At 64.2% G+C, this 15293-nt stretch carries 12 protein-coding genes; all 12 read right to left on the bottom strand.

Annotated features, from left to right (window positions below):
• Positions 1–98 precede the first annotated feature (98 nt).
• The gene (gene ftsZ, locus ACK4FH_RS09320; protein WP_409812933.1) at positions 99–1769 is read right to left on the bottom strand and encodes a cell division protein FtsZ; all 1671 of its coding nucleotides are present in this window, start codon (positions 1767–1769) and stop codon (positions 99–101) included.
• A gap of 151 nt (positions 1770–1920) precedes the next feature.
• Positions 1921–3231 (bottom strand): cell division protein FtsA, encoded by a 1311-nt coding sequence (ftsA, locus tag ACK4FH_RS09315; protein WP_409812932.1) that lies wholly within the window; start codon positions 3229–3231, stop codon positions 1921–1923.
• On the bottom strand, positions 3228–4229 hold the full coding sequence (locus ACK4FH_RS09310; RefSeq protein WP_409812930.1) for a cell division protein FtsQ/DivIB: 1002 nt from the start codon (positions 4227–4229) through the stop codon (positions 3228–3230). Before ACK4FH_RS09310 ends, ftsA begins: the two co-directional genes overlap by 4 nt.
• On the bottom strand, positions 4217–5140 hold the full coding sequence (locus ACK4FH_RS09305) for a D-alanine--D-alanine ligase (protein ID WP_409812928.1): 924 nt from the start codon (positions 5138–5140) through the stop codon (positions 4217–4219). Before ACK4FH_RS09305 ends, ACK4FH_RS09310 begins: the two co-directional genes overlap by 13 nt.
• Positions 5137–6066, bottom strand: coding sequence for a UDP-N-acetylmuramate dehydrogenase (gene murB, locus ACK4FH_RS09300; protein WP_409812927.1), 930 nt, complete (start codon positions 6064–6066; stop codon positions 5137–5139). Before murB ends, ACK4FH_RS09305 begins: the two co-directional genes overlap by 4 nt.
• Positions 6063–7523: a UDP-N-acetylmuramate--L-alanine ligase gene (gene murC, locus ACK4FH_RS09295; protein WP_409815223.1), complete on the bottom strand. Its 1461-nt coding sequence runs from the start codon at positions 7521–7523 to the stop codon at positions 6063–6065. Before murC ends, murB begins: the two co-directional genes overlap by 4 nt.
• Complete coding sequence (murG, locus tag ACK4FH_RS09290; RefSeq protein WP_409812925.1) at positions 7523–8719, bottom strand: undecaprenyldiphospho-muramoylpentapeptide beta-N-acetylglucosaminyltransferase; 1197 nt, start codon at positions 8717–8719, stop codon at positions 7523–7525. Before murG ends, murC begins: the two co-directional genes overlap by 1 nt.
• A complete protein-coding gene (gene ftsW, locus ACK4FH_RS09285) occupies positions 8716–9861 on the bottom strand; it encodes a putative lipid II flippase FtsW (RefSeq protein ID WP_409812923.1) in 1146 nt (381 codons plus the stop codon). Before ftsW ends, murG begins: the two co-directional genes overlap by 4 nt.
• On the bottom strand, positions 9858–11267 hold the full coding sequence (murD, locus tag ACK4FH_RS09280; protein WP_409812921.1) for a UDP-N-acetylmuramoyl-L-alanine--D-glutamate ligase: 1410 nt from the start codon (positions 11265–11267) through the stop codon (positions 9858–9860). Before murD ends, ftsW begins: the two co-directional genes overlap by 4 nt.
• A gap of 5 nt (positions 11268–11272) precedes the next feature.
• Positions 11273–12361: a phospho-N-acetylmuramoyl-pentapeptide-transferase gene (gene mraY / locus ACK4FH_RS09275; protein WP_409812919.1), complete on the bottom strand. Its 1089-nt coding sequence runs from the start codon at positions 12359–12361 to the stop codon at positions 11273–11275.
• Positions 12361–13800 (bottom strand): UDP-N-acetylmuramoylalanyl-D-glutamyl-2,6-diaminopimelate--D-alanyl-D-alanine ligase, encoded by a 1440-nt coding sequence (locus ACK4FH_RS09270; RefSeq protein WP_409812918.1) that lies wholly within the window; start codon positions 13798–13800, stop codon positions 12361–12363. Before ACK4FH_RS09270 ends, mraY begins: the two co-directional genes overlap by 1 nt.
• Positions 13797–15254: a UDP-N-acetylmuramoyl-L-alanyl-D-glutamate--2,6-diaminopimelate ligase gene (locus ACK4FH_RS09265; protein WP_409815220.1), complete on the bottom strand. Its 1458-nt coding sequence runs from the start codon at positions 15252–15254 to the stop codon at positions 13797–13799. Before ACK4FH_RS09265 ends, ACK4FH_RS09270 begins: the two co-directional genes overlap by 4 nt.
• Positions 15255–15293: the final 39 nt, after the last annotated feature.

Here is a 15293-nt window from a genome sequence, read left to right as displayed (position 1 = left end):
CGGCCGCCTAACCCGTTGATCTGGAAAAGGAAAACCCGCCCGCTGGAAATCGGTTCCAGACGGGCGGGTTTATCGCATTTCAGGGCTTTTCCGGCGCCTCAGTTTGCCTGGCGGCGCAGGAAGGTCGGGATCTCGAGCTGCTCTTCCTCATGCGAAGGCTGCACAAGGCGGCTTTCGGTGGAAGACGAGAGGCTCTCCTGCTGGCGGACCTGCTCGGCCGCCGGGCGGGCGGCGGGGCGCTGGGCCACAGTCGGCTCACGCCGGGGATGCTGCGGCGCAGCATGCACTTCCTCTTCGGCCTCCTTGCGGCGGCCACCCGTCAGGCGCTCGAAGAAGCTCGGCCCCTTCTTGGGCACCCGCGAAGCCTGAACCGGCTGGTTCTTCTGACCAAGGAAGGACGGCAGGTCGCTCTTGCCCGTCTGCACCCGGTCGAGATCGCCCGGAATGAACGGCGTCGATGTCCTGGGCTCCGCCTTGACGTCTGCCACCGCAATCACCGGGGTTTCCGGCTGACGCATGACCGGCTGACGGGGCTCCGGCTTGCGGATGATGACTTCGGCCTCGAACTCCTTCGGATCGAACTGACCGGAGACCGGCAGCTTCGGCGCTTCTTCCTCGATGTCGAGTTCGGGCTGCGCCGCCGCGGCGGGCGTCATCCGTTCCTCAATCTGCCCAACCTGCGCCTGAACCGGGCTGACATGCCGGACCGCCTGGGCCTGAACCGGGGCCCGCACGGGCGCACGCTCTGCCGCAACAGCGCGAGCCTGCGCCGCGGTGGCCTCGGTCTTCGCCATCTGCGCCTCGGTCGCCTCGATGCCCGTAGCGACGACCGACACGCGCATCCGCCCGTCGAGCGAGCTGTCGAAGGTCGAACCGACGATGATGTTCGCATCCGGGTCAACTTCCGACCGGATCCGGTTTGCCGCCTCGTCCACCTCATAAAGAGTGAGGTCCATGCCGCCCGTGATGTTGATGAGCACACCCTTGGCGCCCTTCATCGACACTTCGTCGAGCAGCGGGTTCGAGATTGCGGCTTCGGCGGCCTCGATGGCGCGGTTTTCGCCATTCGCCTCACCCGTTCCCATCATGGCCTTGCCCATCTCGTTCATCACGGTGCGCACATCCGCGAAGTCGAGATTGATGAGGCCGGGCTTCATCATGAGGTCGGTGATGCCCGCCACGCCCGAGTGCAGCACCTGATCCGCCATACCGAAGGCATCGGCGAAGGTCGTGTTCTCGTTGGCGACCCGGAAGAGGTTCTGGTTCGGGATGATGATGAGCGTATCGACATACTGCTGCAGGTCGCGGATGCCCTCTTCGGCAAGCCGCATCCGGCGAGAGCCCTCGAACTGGAAGGGCTTCGTCACCACGCCGACCGTCAGGATGCCATGCTCGCGTGCTGCCCGGGCAATTACGGGCGCCGCGCCCGTGCCCGTGCCGCCGCCCATGCCGGCCGTGATGAAGACCATATGGGCGCCCTGCAGGTGCTCCACGATCTCATGAAGCGCCTCTTCGGCCGCCGCGCAGCCGACTTCCGGCCGCGAACCGGCGCCGAGACCCTCTGTGATCGACGCGCCGAGCTGGATGCGCCGTTCCGCAGAGGACAGTGCCAGTGCCTGCGCGTCCGTATTCGCGACCACGAAATCGACACCCTCGAGGCCCGCCTCGATCATGTTGTTGACGGCATTGCCGCCGGCGCCGCCAACGCCGAAGACGGTGATACGGGGCTTGAGTTCCTGAGTTTGGGGAACCGTAAGTTTGATGCTCATGACTGCCTCCTGGGAGCGAATTGGGTTGCCGGGGTCTGGGTTGCCGCACATCGTCGTCGTGGCGGCGGTTCTGCACCCCTTTTGCCGGGCGGCGCCGCAAGCCGCCCGAGTGCGCGTTCAACGAAAGTCGTTCCCGGCTTTGCGCACTGCATCAGAAGTTCTCCTTCAGCCAGCGCCCGAACCGGCGGATATGCCCGCGCGATTGAGCGGCGTCGTCCTCATCGCCTGCCCCCGCCGTTTCCAGCGGCGAGATCTGCGAATAGGTGAGAAGACCGGCACAAGTGGAGAAGGCGGGGCCGCCCGTCGCATCCGCAAGGCCCGTGACCCTGAGCGGATGTCCGACGCGGACCTGTTTGTCGAGCATGCGTGAGGCAAGTTCGCGCGCGCCGTTGAGCTGCGCGGCGCCGCCTGTCAGCACCACCCTCCTGCCTGCGAGCCGGCCATAGCCGCTCGCCTCCATCCTGTCCCTCACCAGTTCGAACGTTTCCTCCAGACGAGGCTGAATGATGCCGGTCAGCATCGACCTTGGAATATGGTTGGCCGAATCGGCATCGCTTTCCCCAACCTGCGGCACGTCGATCATTTCTCTCTCATCCGACGGGCTCGCAAGCGCGCTCCCGTAAAGCGTCTTCATCCGCTCCGCATGTGCGAGCGGCGTGGAGAGCCCCCGGGCAATATCATTGGTAATGTGATTCCCGCCAATTGGCACGGAATCGCAGTAGACCATAGCACCTTCGAAGAAGATCGAGAGCGAGGTCGTGCCTCCGCCCATGTCGATCATGGCGACGCCGAGGTCCATTTCGTCCTCGACGAGACAGGCCAGTCCGCTCGCATAGGGGCTGACGGCGATTCCCGCGACCGAGAGGTGGCAGCGTTCAATGCAGAGTTCGAGGTTGCGCAGCGGGCCGCGCAATACACTCACCATATGCACCTCGACACCGAGCTTTTCGCCGAACATGCCGCGCGGATCGCGCACGCCACGGCTGCCATCTACCGAATAGTTGGTCGGAATCGCATGCATCACGTCGCGCCCTTCCGGCTGGAAGTTCGTCTGCGCATGATGGATAAGGCGCGACACATCCTGATCGCTCACCTCGCCGCCCGAAATCGATGCCCGCACGCCGACCGTCTGGCTTTTCGGTTCGGCGCCGGAAAAACCGACCACGACATCGCGGATCGTCACGCCGGCCATCCGTTCCGCCGCATCGACCGCCACGCGGATCGCCTCTTCCGCCGCATCCATGTCCACCACGGCGCCCGCGCGGATACCGCGCGAGACCTGGTGCCCGATACCGATGACACGGACCGGCGCATGACCGTTCGCATGCCGTCCCGGTTCTATCTTCGCGATGAAACAGGAAATCTTGCTCGACCCGACATCGAGCGCAGCAATCGTGCCGGACCTGCTGGCCGCGACCGGACGTCCCTGAAAACTGCGTGATCCAATAGAGACCATATTCATGTATTGCCCCCACGTGCGGCCCGACCCGGCCCCACAACGCCCTTGTTTGTTTTTGCTTCAGTCGCGAGACCTGTGCCGTTCATCGCACTATCTGTCAGCTCGACCGTTACCCGGTCCGGCAGGCGGAGATCGACAGCCGCAATATCGCGCGACAGAATTCTGTGTTTGCCGTCCTGTGCAGCCAGAAGGGCGAGCGCCGCGGCTACGCCTGTTTCCGGCAGTTTCACATCGACGCCATTTTCAAGACGGAGGTTCCAGCGCCGGTCGCTGACGCGCACAAAGGCACGTACGCGCGCGAGAAGCAGCGGCTGTTCGGCCCGCATGAGCTTGAGAAGCTCGGGCGCAGCGCGCGGCGCACCGAAGCCCACGATGAAGGGCAGATGCGCGAAATCCTGTACACCCTCGTCGGTGATGGGACGTCCGCTTGCGTCGATCAGCGACAGCTCGCCACCGCGCTGCCACAACGCGAATGGATCGCGCTCGCTGATCTCGATACGGATCGTGTCGGGCAGAAGCCGCGTCACTGTCGCCGCCTCGACCCAGTCGAGACGTTCGATGCGCTGCCGCGCCATTTCCGTATCGAACCCGAAAATCGGGTCGCCGCGCTCGACGCCCACCGCGGCAAGCAGATCATCCTTGCGTGTCTGCGAGCGGCCGATCACACGGACATCCTGAATCGAAAGGCCGGATAGCGCGAGCAATCGGTTTGCCCGGTCGCTTACCGCATCACGCGCTGCCTGCGCATGGCCACCAACACCAAAACCGTAAATGCCAACCAGCGCAATCAGCGCAACTGCGCCCCAGGTAAAGGGCCGCGTCGCGAAGTCGCCCTCGCGGAGCCGTTCGAGCCACTCGGCAAACCGGCCCGACGGACGCTCCTTGCGGCGGCCGAATGTGCTCATGGCGCTCACATTGCGCCGCTTGCCGGGCGCGATCTTCGCATTCCGCTTCGGTGCCGTACGGACGCCTGTGCGCGACTGAGCCTTTACCTGTCGCATGAAGCATCCTCCACCATCCAGCTCACAAGCTCGCCATAGGTGTAGCCCGCAAGCCCCGCAAGCTCGGGCACCAGAGATGTTGGCGTCATTCCGGGCTGCGTGTTCACTTCGAGAAGAATGAGCTCACCTTTGGCGGGTCGCGTGTCGTCGAAGCGGAAATCGGCGCGGGAAACGCCGCGGCATCCGAGTGCCTTGTGCGCGGCAAGCGTCACGCGCTGCACCTCGGCATATATATCGGCATGGATCGGCGCGGGAATGATGTGGCGCGATCCGCCCGCCTTGTACTTCGCTTCATAGTCGTAGAACTGCGTCGCTGCGACGATCTCCGTCACGCCCAGCACTTCCTCGCCCATCACGGCACAAGTGAGCTCGCGGCCCGCGATATAGCGCTCCACCATAACCTCGTCGCCGAGGTTCCATTCCGGCGAGGTGAGTTCGGCAGGCGGGCGGTTGTCGCCTTTGCGAATGATGAAGACGCCGACGGACGATCCCTCGCAGACCGGCTTGATGACGTAAGGCGGGTCCATCACATGGCCGAGCGCCGCCTGCTCGCGCGGCACGACCACGCTTTCCGCGACAGGCAGCCCCGCCGCGCGGAACATCGGCTTCGACCGTTCCTTGTTCATGGCGAGCGCGGAGGCAAGCACCCCCGAATGTGTATAGGGAATACGGAGAATTTCGAGCAGGCCCTGAATGCAGCCATCTTCGCCCCAGCGGCCATGCAGCGCATTGAAGGCGACGTCCGGCTTCACCTTGAGAAGCTGGTCCGCAATGTCACGGCCGACATCGATCTCGGTCACGCGATAGCCATGTTGTTTCAGCGCCTCGGCACACCCCTTGCCGGAGACGAGGCTGACTTCGCGTTCCGCGCTCCAGCCGCCCTTGAGGACGGCGACATGCTTGCCGCTCATGCGTCCCCTCCTTCGCGAGTGCCGATCCGCCTGATTTCCCATTCGAGCGTGACGCCGCTCTGCTCCTTCACGCGGCGGCGCACTTCCTCGCCAAGCTCTTCAAGGTCGGTCGCAGTCGCATCTCCGGTATTGATGAGGAAGTTGCAATGCAGCTCCGACACCTGCGCCCCGCCCCGTGTGAGCCCGCGGCAGCCTGCCGCGTCGATGAGCTGCCACGACTTGTAGCCTTCCGGGTTCTTGAAGGTCGAGCCGCCGGTACGTGTGCGCACGGGCTGCGTCGCCTCGCGCGACGAGGTGATCTCGTTCATCTTGGCAAGGATCTCGTCCCTGTCGCCGGGCCGGCACCGGAACACCGCCTCGACGAAAATCAGGTCTTCCGCCGCACCGCTGTGGCGATAGCGATACTTCATGTCCTCGTTTGTCAGCACATGCCGCTTGCCCTTGCGGTCGATGGCGATGGCTTCCACCAGCACGTCCTTCGTCTCGCCGCCATAGGCACCCGCATTCATGCGCAGCGCCCCGCCGATCGAGCCCGGAATGCCGCGATAGAACTCAAGCCCTGCAAGGCCCGCTTCCTGAGCCGCCCGCGAGACTGCCACATCGAGCGCAGCCGTTCCTGCGCGCAGGCGTGTTCCTTCGACGGAGATATTCATGAAGCCGCGCCCAAGCCGTATGACGACGCCCGTCACACCGCCCTCGCGCACAAGAAGGTTCGAGCCGACACCGATCACCGTCACCGGCACATCCTCCGGCGTACCGGCAAGAAAGTCCGCGAGGTCGTCTGCATCCGCCGGACGGAACAGCACTTCCGCGTTGCCGCCTGCGCGGAACCAGGTCAGCGGCGCAAGCGGCGCATCTGCCACAAGCTCGCCACGTATCTTCGGCAGCCGGTCGATGAGGGAACGGGTGGCTTCAGCGGCCATCATTTTTTCCCTCCCGGCTTCTTTGTCTTTGCGGTCGCCTTCTTCGCGCTTTTCTTGCCAAGCTTCGCCAGATCCTCCGCCAGCGCATTCGCCCAATAGGTGATGCTGCCCGCACCGAGACAGACGACGAGATCGCCCGGCTTTGCGACTTCCGCGATCAGCCCCGGCAATGCCTCCGGGCTTTGGAGCGCCATCGCGTCGCGGTGGCCGCGGTCGCGAAGGCCCTGCACCAGCGCATCCCTGTTCGCACCCTCGATCGGCTTTTCGCCTGCTTCATAGACATCGGCAACGATCACCGCATCGGCATCGTTGAAGCAGGAGCAGAACTCATCGAACAGATTGTGAAGCCGCGTGTAGCGATGCGGTTGCACCACCGCGATGGTACGCCCCTGCGATGCGGAGCGCGCCGCCTGCAGCACGGCGGCAATCTCCACCGGATGATGGCCGTAATCGTCATAGATGTTGACGCCGCTCCACACGCCCACATGGGTAAAGCGCCGCTTCACGCCGCCAAAGCCTTCCAGCGCGGCGCGAATGCCCTTGTCCTTGATGCCCATCTGCACGGCAACGCCAATGGCGGCGAGGCTGTTCAGCATGTTATGTGTGCCGTGCATCGCAAGCCGCACACCCGTCATCTCGCGCTTCTCGCCATTCTTGCGGTCGGTGATCGTCACATCGAACACGTTGAAGCCATCCTCGACACGCGCATTCGTCGCGCGGATATCGGCCTGCGGATTGGTGCCATAGGTCACGATCCGCCGGTCGCGCACGCGGCCGATCAGCGCCTGCACTTCCGGATGATCGATGCACATCACGGCAGCGCCATAGAACGGAACATTCTCGACAAAGGTCAGGAAGGCATCCTTCGCCGCCTCGAAGGTGCCGTAATAATCGAGATGCTCGGGGTCGATATTCGTGACGATTGCAAGCGTCGCCGGCAGCTTTACGAACGTGCCGTCGGACTCGTCCGCCTCCACCACCATCCACTCGCCTTCGCCGAGCCGCGCATTGGTGCCATAGGCATTGATGATGCCGCCATTAATGACAGTCGGGTCGAGCCCTGCCTTGTCGAGGATCGCGGCGACCATCGAAGTCGTCGTCGTCTTGCCATGCGTACCGGCAATGGCGACGCAGCTCTTGAGACGCATCAGCTCGGCAAGCATTTCCGCGCGGCGCACCACCGGCAGGAAACGCGCCCGCGCTTCCATCAGCTCGGGGTTCTCGGGACGGATCGCTGACGACACGACGATCACCTGCGCGTCCTTCAGGTTCTCCGCCTTCTGGTCAATGAACACCTTGATTCCCAGCGCCTTCAGCCGCTTCACATTGGCGCTGTCGGACAGATCGCTGCCCTGCACCTTGTAACCGAGATTGTGCATCACCTCCGCGATACCGCTCATGCCGATACCGCCGATGCCGGTGAAGTGAATGGTGCCGATGTCGAGTGGCGCCGGACGCATCATGCACCTCCCGCGGCGAATTTGAGATGGTTGGACCCGCCATCATTGGCGGCGATCTGCTTCGGCGCGAGGTTGCGCACGGCGCGGTAGTCGCCGCGCCCCAGCGCCTCGACGAGATCGGCAAGTGCGCGCACGGCGCCGGGCTGGCCTTGTGCCTTGGCAGCCTGCGCCGCGGCGGCAAGTTCGGTCGGCTGTGCGAAAAGCGCCTGCAGCCGCGCCGCAAGCGCAGTTTCGGTAAAATCCTTCTGCTCGATCATCCAGCCTGCGCCTGCCTCGGCGAGCTTTCCCGCATTGGCCTTCTGGTCATTGTCGAGCGAATGCGGCAGCGGCACCATGATCGCGGGGCGGCCGATCACGGCGAGTTCGCTCACCGTCGAAGCGCCCGAACGCCCGATCACGAGATGCGCCGCCGCAATCCGCTCCGGCATGTCGTCGAAGAAGGCGTTGAGTTCCGCCGCAATACCCGCTTCCGCATAAATGGCACGCACACGCTCCATGTCTTCGGGCCGTGCCTGCTGTACCACGCGCAGCCGGTCGCGCATCTCCTGCGGCAGCTTCGCCAGCGCGCCTGGCACCACATCGCTCATCACGCGCGCACCCTGACTGCCGCCGAAGACGAGAAGCCGGATAACGCCATCTGCGAGCGGCATTTCGTAGTTGCGGCCAGCCTGCGCAATTACCGCATCGCGCACCGGATTGCCGGTCAGCACGAGTTTGCCCGAGTCGCGCGCCTTCAGGAATTTCGGCTGGTCGAAGGTCGAGGCGATCGCGTCGACATGCGGCGCAACGAGCCTGTTCACACGGCCAAGCACCGCATTCTGTTCATGCACGCAGCAAGGAATGCCGCGAAGGACGGCAGCAGCCACCGGCGGCAACGTCGGATAGCCGCCAAAGCCGATCAGTGCGGCGGGCTTCACCCGCTGCAGAATGGCAAAGGAGCGCGCGACGCCCGCAATGATTGCGGGCGCCGCCCTCACAAGGCCGGCGAAGCCTTTGCCTGAAGGTGTCGCCGACGGTACTTCGTAGATATCCGCATCCGGGAAGAGCTTGTCGAAGCGCTGCACCCGTTCATCCGTCATCAGCACGATTTTGCGGCCGCGACGGCGCAGTTCCTGCGCCAGCGCCTGACCGGGAAAGAGATGTCCGCCAGTGCCGCCGGCGGCAATGATGATTGGACCCTGCGGATGGCGCGTCATGCGTTCCTCCATCCGCTTGCGGCATTGGCGTTTCCGCCCACGCGGCGGCGCGTCAGTGCCAGCAGCATGCCCATCGAAAATGCCAGCGCGAGCAGCGACGAACCGCCATAGGAGATGAAAGGCAGCGTCATGCCCTTGGCCGGCATCAGGTTCACATTGACCGCCATATTGATGAGCGCCTGCAGGCCGAACTGTGCCACGAGGCCGCAGGTCGCGAACTGCACGAAGAGATCCTGCTCGTCCATCGCCTGACGGAGTGCACGGATTACAATGAAGGCGAAAAGGCCGATGATGATGAGACCGACGATGACACCATATTCCTCGGCCGCTACCGCGAAGATGAAATCGGTGTGTGCGTCCGGCAGGATGCGCTTCACGATGCCCTCGCCCGGCCCCCGGCCGAACAACCCGCCTGCATTCACCGCATCGAGAGCGCGGTCGATCTGATAGGTGTCGCCGGATTCGGGATTGAGGAACCGGTCCACGCGGCTTGCCACATGCGGCATGGTCGAATAGGCACCGAACGCGCCCACCGCCGCGGCGGAACCGAGACCGCCGATCCAGCCCCAGGACAACCCGGCCATGAAGAACATTGCGCCGAACACCATCGTCACCAGCATGAGCTGGCCAAAATCGGGCTGCAGTGCCAGCACACCGACAACGGCCGCATAAAGGCCGATGGCGAGTGCCGTTCCCGGAACGCCCGGCGTACGCTGTGCCTCTGCGAAGAACCAGGCGGCAAGCACGATGAAGGCAGGCTTCACGAATTCCGAGGGCTGAAGTCCGAACGGACCGATATAAAGCCAGCGCTGCGCACCGTTCACCGTCGGCCCGATGACGAGCGTGAGCATCATGAGAACGAATGCACCCGCGAACACGATGGCAGCAAGGCGGCGCACCATCCGCAGGTTGAGCAGCGACACGCCGATCATGACGGCGATGGCGGGAATGAAGAAAATGAGCTGCCGGTAGACGAAATGAAACGGCGGCAGGTTGATGCGCGTGGCAACCGCCGGGCTCGCGGCAAGCGCCAGCACCGCCCCGAGCATCATCAGGCAGAAAAGGCCGAGCAGCGTCCACTTGTCGACAGTCCACCACCATTCGGCAATCACGCTGCGGTTTGTTCGGGCGAGGCGGATCATGCGGCGGCCCCTCCCCTTGCAGCGAGGCGTTCCTGCACCGCGGCGCGGAAGACGTCGCCGCGCTCCTCGAAACTCTTGAACTGATCGAACGAGGCGCAAGCCGGCGACAGCAGAACGACTTTCAGGTCCGCGCTGTCACCTGCCGCATCGCGCGAAGCGGCGTCCACCGCACGGTCGAGCGTACCGCAATGAATGGCCTCGACCTTGCCGCGCAGCGTCTCGGCGAAACCGTGCGCCGCCTCACCAATGAGGTAGGCGCGGCGAATGCGCGGGAACCACTGTTCGAGCGAGGCAATGCCGCCTTCCTTCGCCTTGCCGCCGATGATCCAGTAGATATTGTCATAGGTCGCAAGCGCCTTCGACGCCGCATCGGCATTCGTCGCCTTGCTGTCGTTCACATAGCGAACGCCATCCGCCTCCCCGACGATTTCCATGCGATGCGCGAGTCCCGGAAAGCTTTCAAAGGCGGCGAGAATCCGTTCGCGCTGATAGCCGAGCGCACGGCCCGTCGCATAGGCTGCTGCCGCATTCTGCCAGTTATGCGCGCCTGCCAGCGTCTTGATCGCGGCAAGATCGCCCGCCTTCACCGTCTGCGTCCCGAGGCTGTCATAGAGCTGGCCGCCGAGCGCATAGATACCGCGCGAAATCGTCTTGCCGACGGAAACCGGCACCACCTTCTCCACCCGCTTCGCAACTTCGCGCGTGCAAATTTCGCTGGTGCGTCCATCGTCGATGCCGATGACGGCCGTATCGCTCTCACCCTGATGCGCAAAAATGCGTGCTTTTACTTCCGCGTAGTGATCGACCGTGCCATGCCGGTCGATATGGTCCGGCGTGATGTTGAGCAGCACCGCAACATTCGGCGCAAGCGAAGGCGCAAGGTCGATCTGATAGGACGAAACTTCCACGACATAAATAGTCGATGCTTCCGGCTCGTCGAGTTCGAGTACCGCCTTGCCGATATTGCCGCCCACCTGCGCATTGCCGCCGCAGCGCCGCACCATATGGCCGATTAGGGCCGTCGTGGTCGACTTGCCGTTAGTGCCCGTGATCGCGACGATGCGCGCGGGCTTGCCGCTCGCCTTCACCGCGCGCTGGAAGAGTTCGATGTCGCCGATCACTTCCACACCTGCCGCCTGTGCCTGCTTGACGGCTGGGTGCGGCTCGGGATGCGTAAAGGGAATGCCGGGGCTCAGGATCATGGCCGCGAGGCTCTTCCAGTCCCAGCCCGAACTGTCGACGAGAAGAAATCCTTCCTTCGCCGCATCCTCCCGCTTTGCCGGCGCATCGTCCCAGGCAAACACCTTGGCGCCGCCCGCCTCGAGAGAACGCACGGTTGCGAGCCCGGACTTGCCGAGTCCCAGCACCCCCACGTTCCTTTTCTCGAAGCCCGTCGCCGCTATCATGCGTGTCACCTCAGCTTCAGCGTGGCAAGGCCCGCCATGGCGAGCACGACCGAGATGATCCAGAAGCGCACGACGACGGTCGGTTCCGCCCAGCCCTTCTGTTCGAAATGATGATGCAGCGGTGCCATCCGGAAGACGCGCTTGCCCGTCAGCTTGAACGACGCGACCTGAACGATCACCGACACGGCTTCAAGCACGAAGAGACCGCCGATGATCGCAAGCACCAGCTCGTGTTTGGCTGCCACGGCAACGGCGCCGAGCGCACCGCCGAGCGCAAGCGAGCCCGTGTCGCCCATGAACACCATGGCAGGCGGCGCGTTGTACCAGAGGAAACCGAGCCCCGCGCCGATCAGCGCGCCGCAGAAGACGGCAAGCTCGCCCGTGCCCGGCACGAAATGGATCTGCAGATAGTCGGCGAACACCGCATTGCCGACGAGATAGACGATGAGGCCGAAAGCTGCTGCCGCGATCATCACCGGCACGATTGCAAGCCCGTCGAGCCCGTCGGTCAGGTTCACCGCATTGGACGAACCGACGATCACCAGCGCGCCGAACAGGAAGAAGAGCCCTCCCATCTGGATCAGCACGCCCTTGAAGAAGGGAACGGTGAGCGCCGTCTGCAAGGGCTCGCTCGCCACCAGCACCAGAGCCCACATCGCCGCTAGCGCGATCACGAATTCGAAAAACAGCTTCACCCGGCCCGGAACGCCCTTCGGCGAAATCTTCGACACCTTCAGGTAATCGTCTGCGAAGCCCACAGCGCCGAAGCCGAGCGTCACGAAAAGCACGATCCAGATGTAAGGATTGCGCAGGTCGGCCCAGAGCAGAACCGCCGGCACAAGTCCGACCAGAATGAGAAAGCCGCCCATGGTCGGCGTACCCTGCTTTTGGATCACATGCGTCTGCGGCCCGTCCTCGCGGATCGGCTGGCCGCGCCGCTGCCTTGCGCGCAACATGGCAATGAGCCGCGGCCCGAACAGGAAGCTGATGAGCAGCGCCGTCACCGTGGCGCCGCCCGTGCGCGACGTGATGTAACGGAATGCATTGAGTGCCGGAAAATCGGACGAAAGGCCGACGAGAAGATCGTAAAGCATCAGTTGCCCCCTCTGTTGCGCCGGATGCTCTCGCCTTCGTCGTCGCCAAGCCCCCTCAGCAGTTCGACAAGCGGCCCCATGCGGGAACCGAGAGACCCCTTCACCATCACCACGTCGCCCGGCTCAATGGCCGCACCGAGCGCATCGCCAAGATCCGCCGAGCTTTCGGCATAGGCGCCCTGCACGCTGGCCGGCAGCGCCTTGTAGAGTTCGCGCATATGCGGCCCGCTCGCGAAGACAAGGTCGACCGATGCCGCCCTGATCGGCTCGGCCAGTCCGCGATGCATCTCGATTGATGTTTCGCCCAGCTCCAGCATGTCGCCGATCACGGCGATGCGGCGGCCCTTGCCGGCAGGCTTTACCTGGCCAAGCGTTTCGAGCGCCGCGCGCATCGAGGCCGGATTGGCGTTATAGCTTTCGTCGATCACGGTGAAGGCGCCGGTCGGCATTTCGACACGATGCCGTTCGCCGCGCCCCTTCGGCGCCTTGAGATTGGCCATCGCAAGCGCCGCCATGGCGAGATCGGCATCGAGCGCATACACCACGGCCAGCACTGCCAGCGAGTTCATCACGATGTGCCGGCCCGGCACGGAGAGCTTGTAGGTCACGGGCTGCCCACAGATCGTCGCCGACACGCAGGAGCAATCTTCCTTCAGCGCCACCTTGTCGAGACGCGCATCGGCCTGGCGGTGCTCGCCGAAGGTGATGATCTGCCCGGCGCCGCTTGCCTCCGCCTTCGCGCGCAACCGCGCATAATGCGGATTGTCGCGATTGAGAATGGCGACGCCGCCCTTCTGCAGCCCGTCGAAGATTTCCCCCTTCGCATCGGCAATCTGCTCGACCGAGTCGAAGAATTCCATATGAACCGCTTCGACCGTCGTGATGAGAGCAACGAAAGGCTCCACCAGCTTCGACAGCGGCGTGATCTCGCCGGGATGGTTCATGCCGACTTCGAAAATGCCGAAGCGTGTATCGGCGGGCATCCGCGCCAGCGAAAGCGGTACGCCCCACATATTATTGTATGAAGCGGCGGAAGCATGGGTCGCGCCCTGCTCCGAAAGGATGAGGCGCAGCGCCTCCTTCGTGCCCGTCTTGCCCACGCTGCCCGTGACGGCGACGATCTTCGCGCGGGCGCGGTGGCGCGCAGCGCGGCCAAGGGTTTCGAGCGCCTTCAGCGTATCTTCCACAATGACGAGCGGCCCCGCCGCACGCATTGCATCATCCGGCGCGGACACGATGGCGGCGGCGGCGCCTTTCTTCAGCGCGCCTTCCACATATTTATGTCCGTCAGAATTCTCACCGATGATGGCGACGAAGAGGTCGCCTGGCTCGAGCGTCCGGCTGTCGATCGACACGCCGCTCGCCGTCCAGGCGCCTCCTTCGGCCTTGCCCGCCGTCGCCGCAATCACATCTTCCCGCGTCCAGAGAGGCGCACTCATTTGCCGCCTCCGATCTTTTCCGCCGCCGCGAGAACGGCCTCATGATCCGAAAAATGCACCGTCGTCGCGCCGATGATCTGCCCGGTCTCGTGTCCCTTGCCGGCCACAACCAGCACATCGCCTGCATGAAGCGCGCGCATCGCCGTTTCGATTGCTTTCGCCCGGTCGCCGATCTCCGTTGCGCCGGGGCAACCCTTGAGGATCGCCGCACGGATGGCGGAGGGCTCTTCGCTGCGCGGATTGTCGTCCGTCACGAACACGGTATCGGCGAGCCGCGCCGCCACTTCGCCCATCATGGCGCGCTTGCCCGGGTCGCGGTCGCCGCCGCAGCCGAACACCACCGAAAGTTTGGCCTGCGTATGCGGCCGCATCGCGTCCAGCACATTTTCGAGCGCGTCAGGTGTATGCGCATAATCGATATAGACCGAGGCCCCGTTCGGCAGATGCGCCGCCTCTTCCATGCGCCCCTTGGCGCCGGCAAGGTTTTCAAGCGCGGCGAACACCTTTGCCGCCTCACCGCCGCAGCCGATGGCAAGTCCCGCCGCTACAAGCGCATTCGATGCCTGGAAGGCGCCGACCAGCGGCAGCTTCACTTCGTAGTTCTGGCCGCCATGGACGAGTTCCAGCACCTGCCCACGCGCATGGGTCCGCGTCGCGACGAGGCAGATGTCGCGCCCCTTTCGGCCGACCGAGATCACCCGGTGCCCGCGCGCCCAGGACACGGCTTCGAACTCGGCGAACTGCGCCGTATCCGCATTGATGACCGCGATACCGCCCGGCCCCATCACTTCGCCGAACAGGCGCAGCTTCGCATAGAGGTAATCGTCGAAGCTCGAGTGATAGTCCATATGGTCGCGGGTAATATTGGTGAAGCCCGCCGCCGTCAGCTTCGCCCCATCGAGACGGTATTGTGCAAGCCCGTGGCTTGAAGCCTCCATCGCAAGATGCGTGACGCCCTCTTTTGCGAGCGCCGCAAGCTCCGCCTGCAGCGCAACGGGGTCCGGCGTCGTGAAACCGAGCGGACGATCGCCCTTGGCACTCGAAATGCCGAGCGTGCCGAGGCTCGCCGCTTCTTCGCCAAGCGCGATCCAGATCTGGCGCAGGAACGTTGCAACCGAAGTCTTGCCGTTCGTCCCCGTCACCGCGGCAATCACCTTCGGCTGCGCGCCGAAGAAACGGGCCGCCATCTGCGCAAGCTTCCGTCGCGGATTGCAGTCGGCAATCACCGGCACGCGCGCTTCCACAACCGCACCTTGCGGCACAAGCAGCGCCGCCGCGCCCTTGTCGAGCGCCTGCGCAATGAAGGCCGTACCGTCGAGCTTCGTGCCCGGCAGCGCGGCGAACAGATAGCCGGGCTTCACCGCACGGCTGTCCGCCGTCAGGCCGAGTATCTCCGTCGCCCCCTCCTCAGGGAGCGGCAGGGCATCGGTCCCGATAAGCGCCGCCAGTTGCATGTCACCCAACATTTCGTTTCGCCGTCCTTGCGCCGGCAT

Origin of the sequence: Parvibaculum sp., assembly GCF_046297875.1 — a bacterium.
Classification (GTDB): Bacteria; Pseudomonadota; Alphaproteobacteria; order Parvibaculales; family Parvibaculaceae; genus Parvibaculum.
The sequence above is the reverse complement of the archived record's forward strand: the minus strand, read 5'-3'. Positions and strand labels throughout refer to the sequence as shown.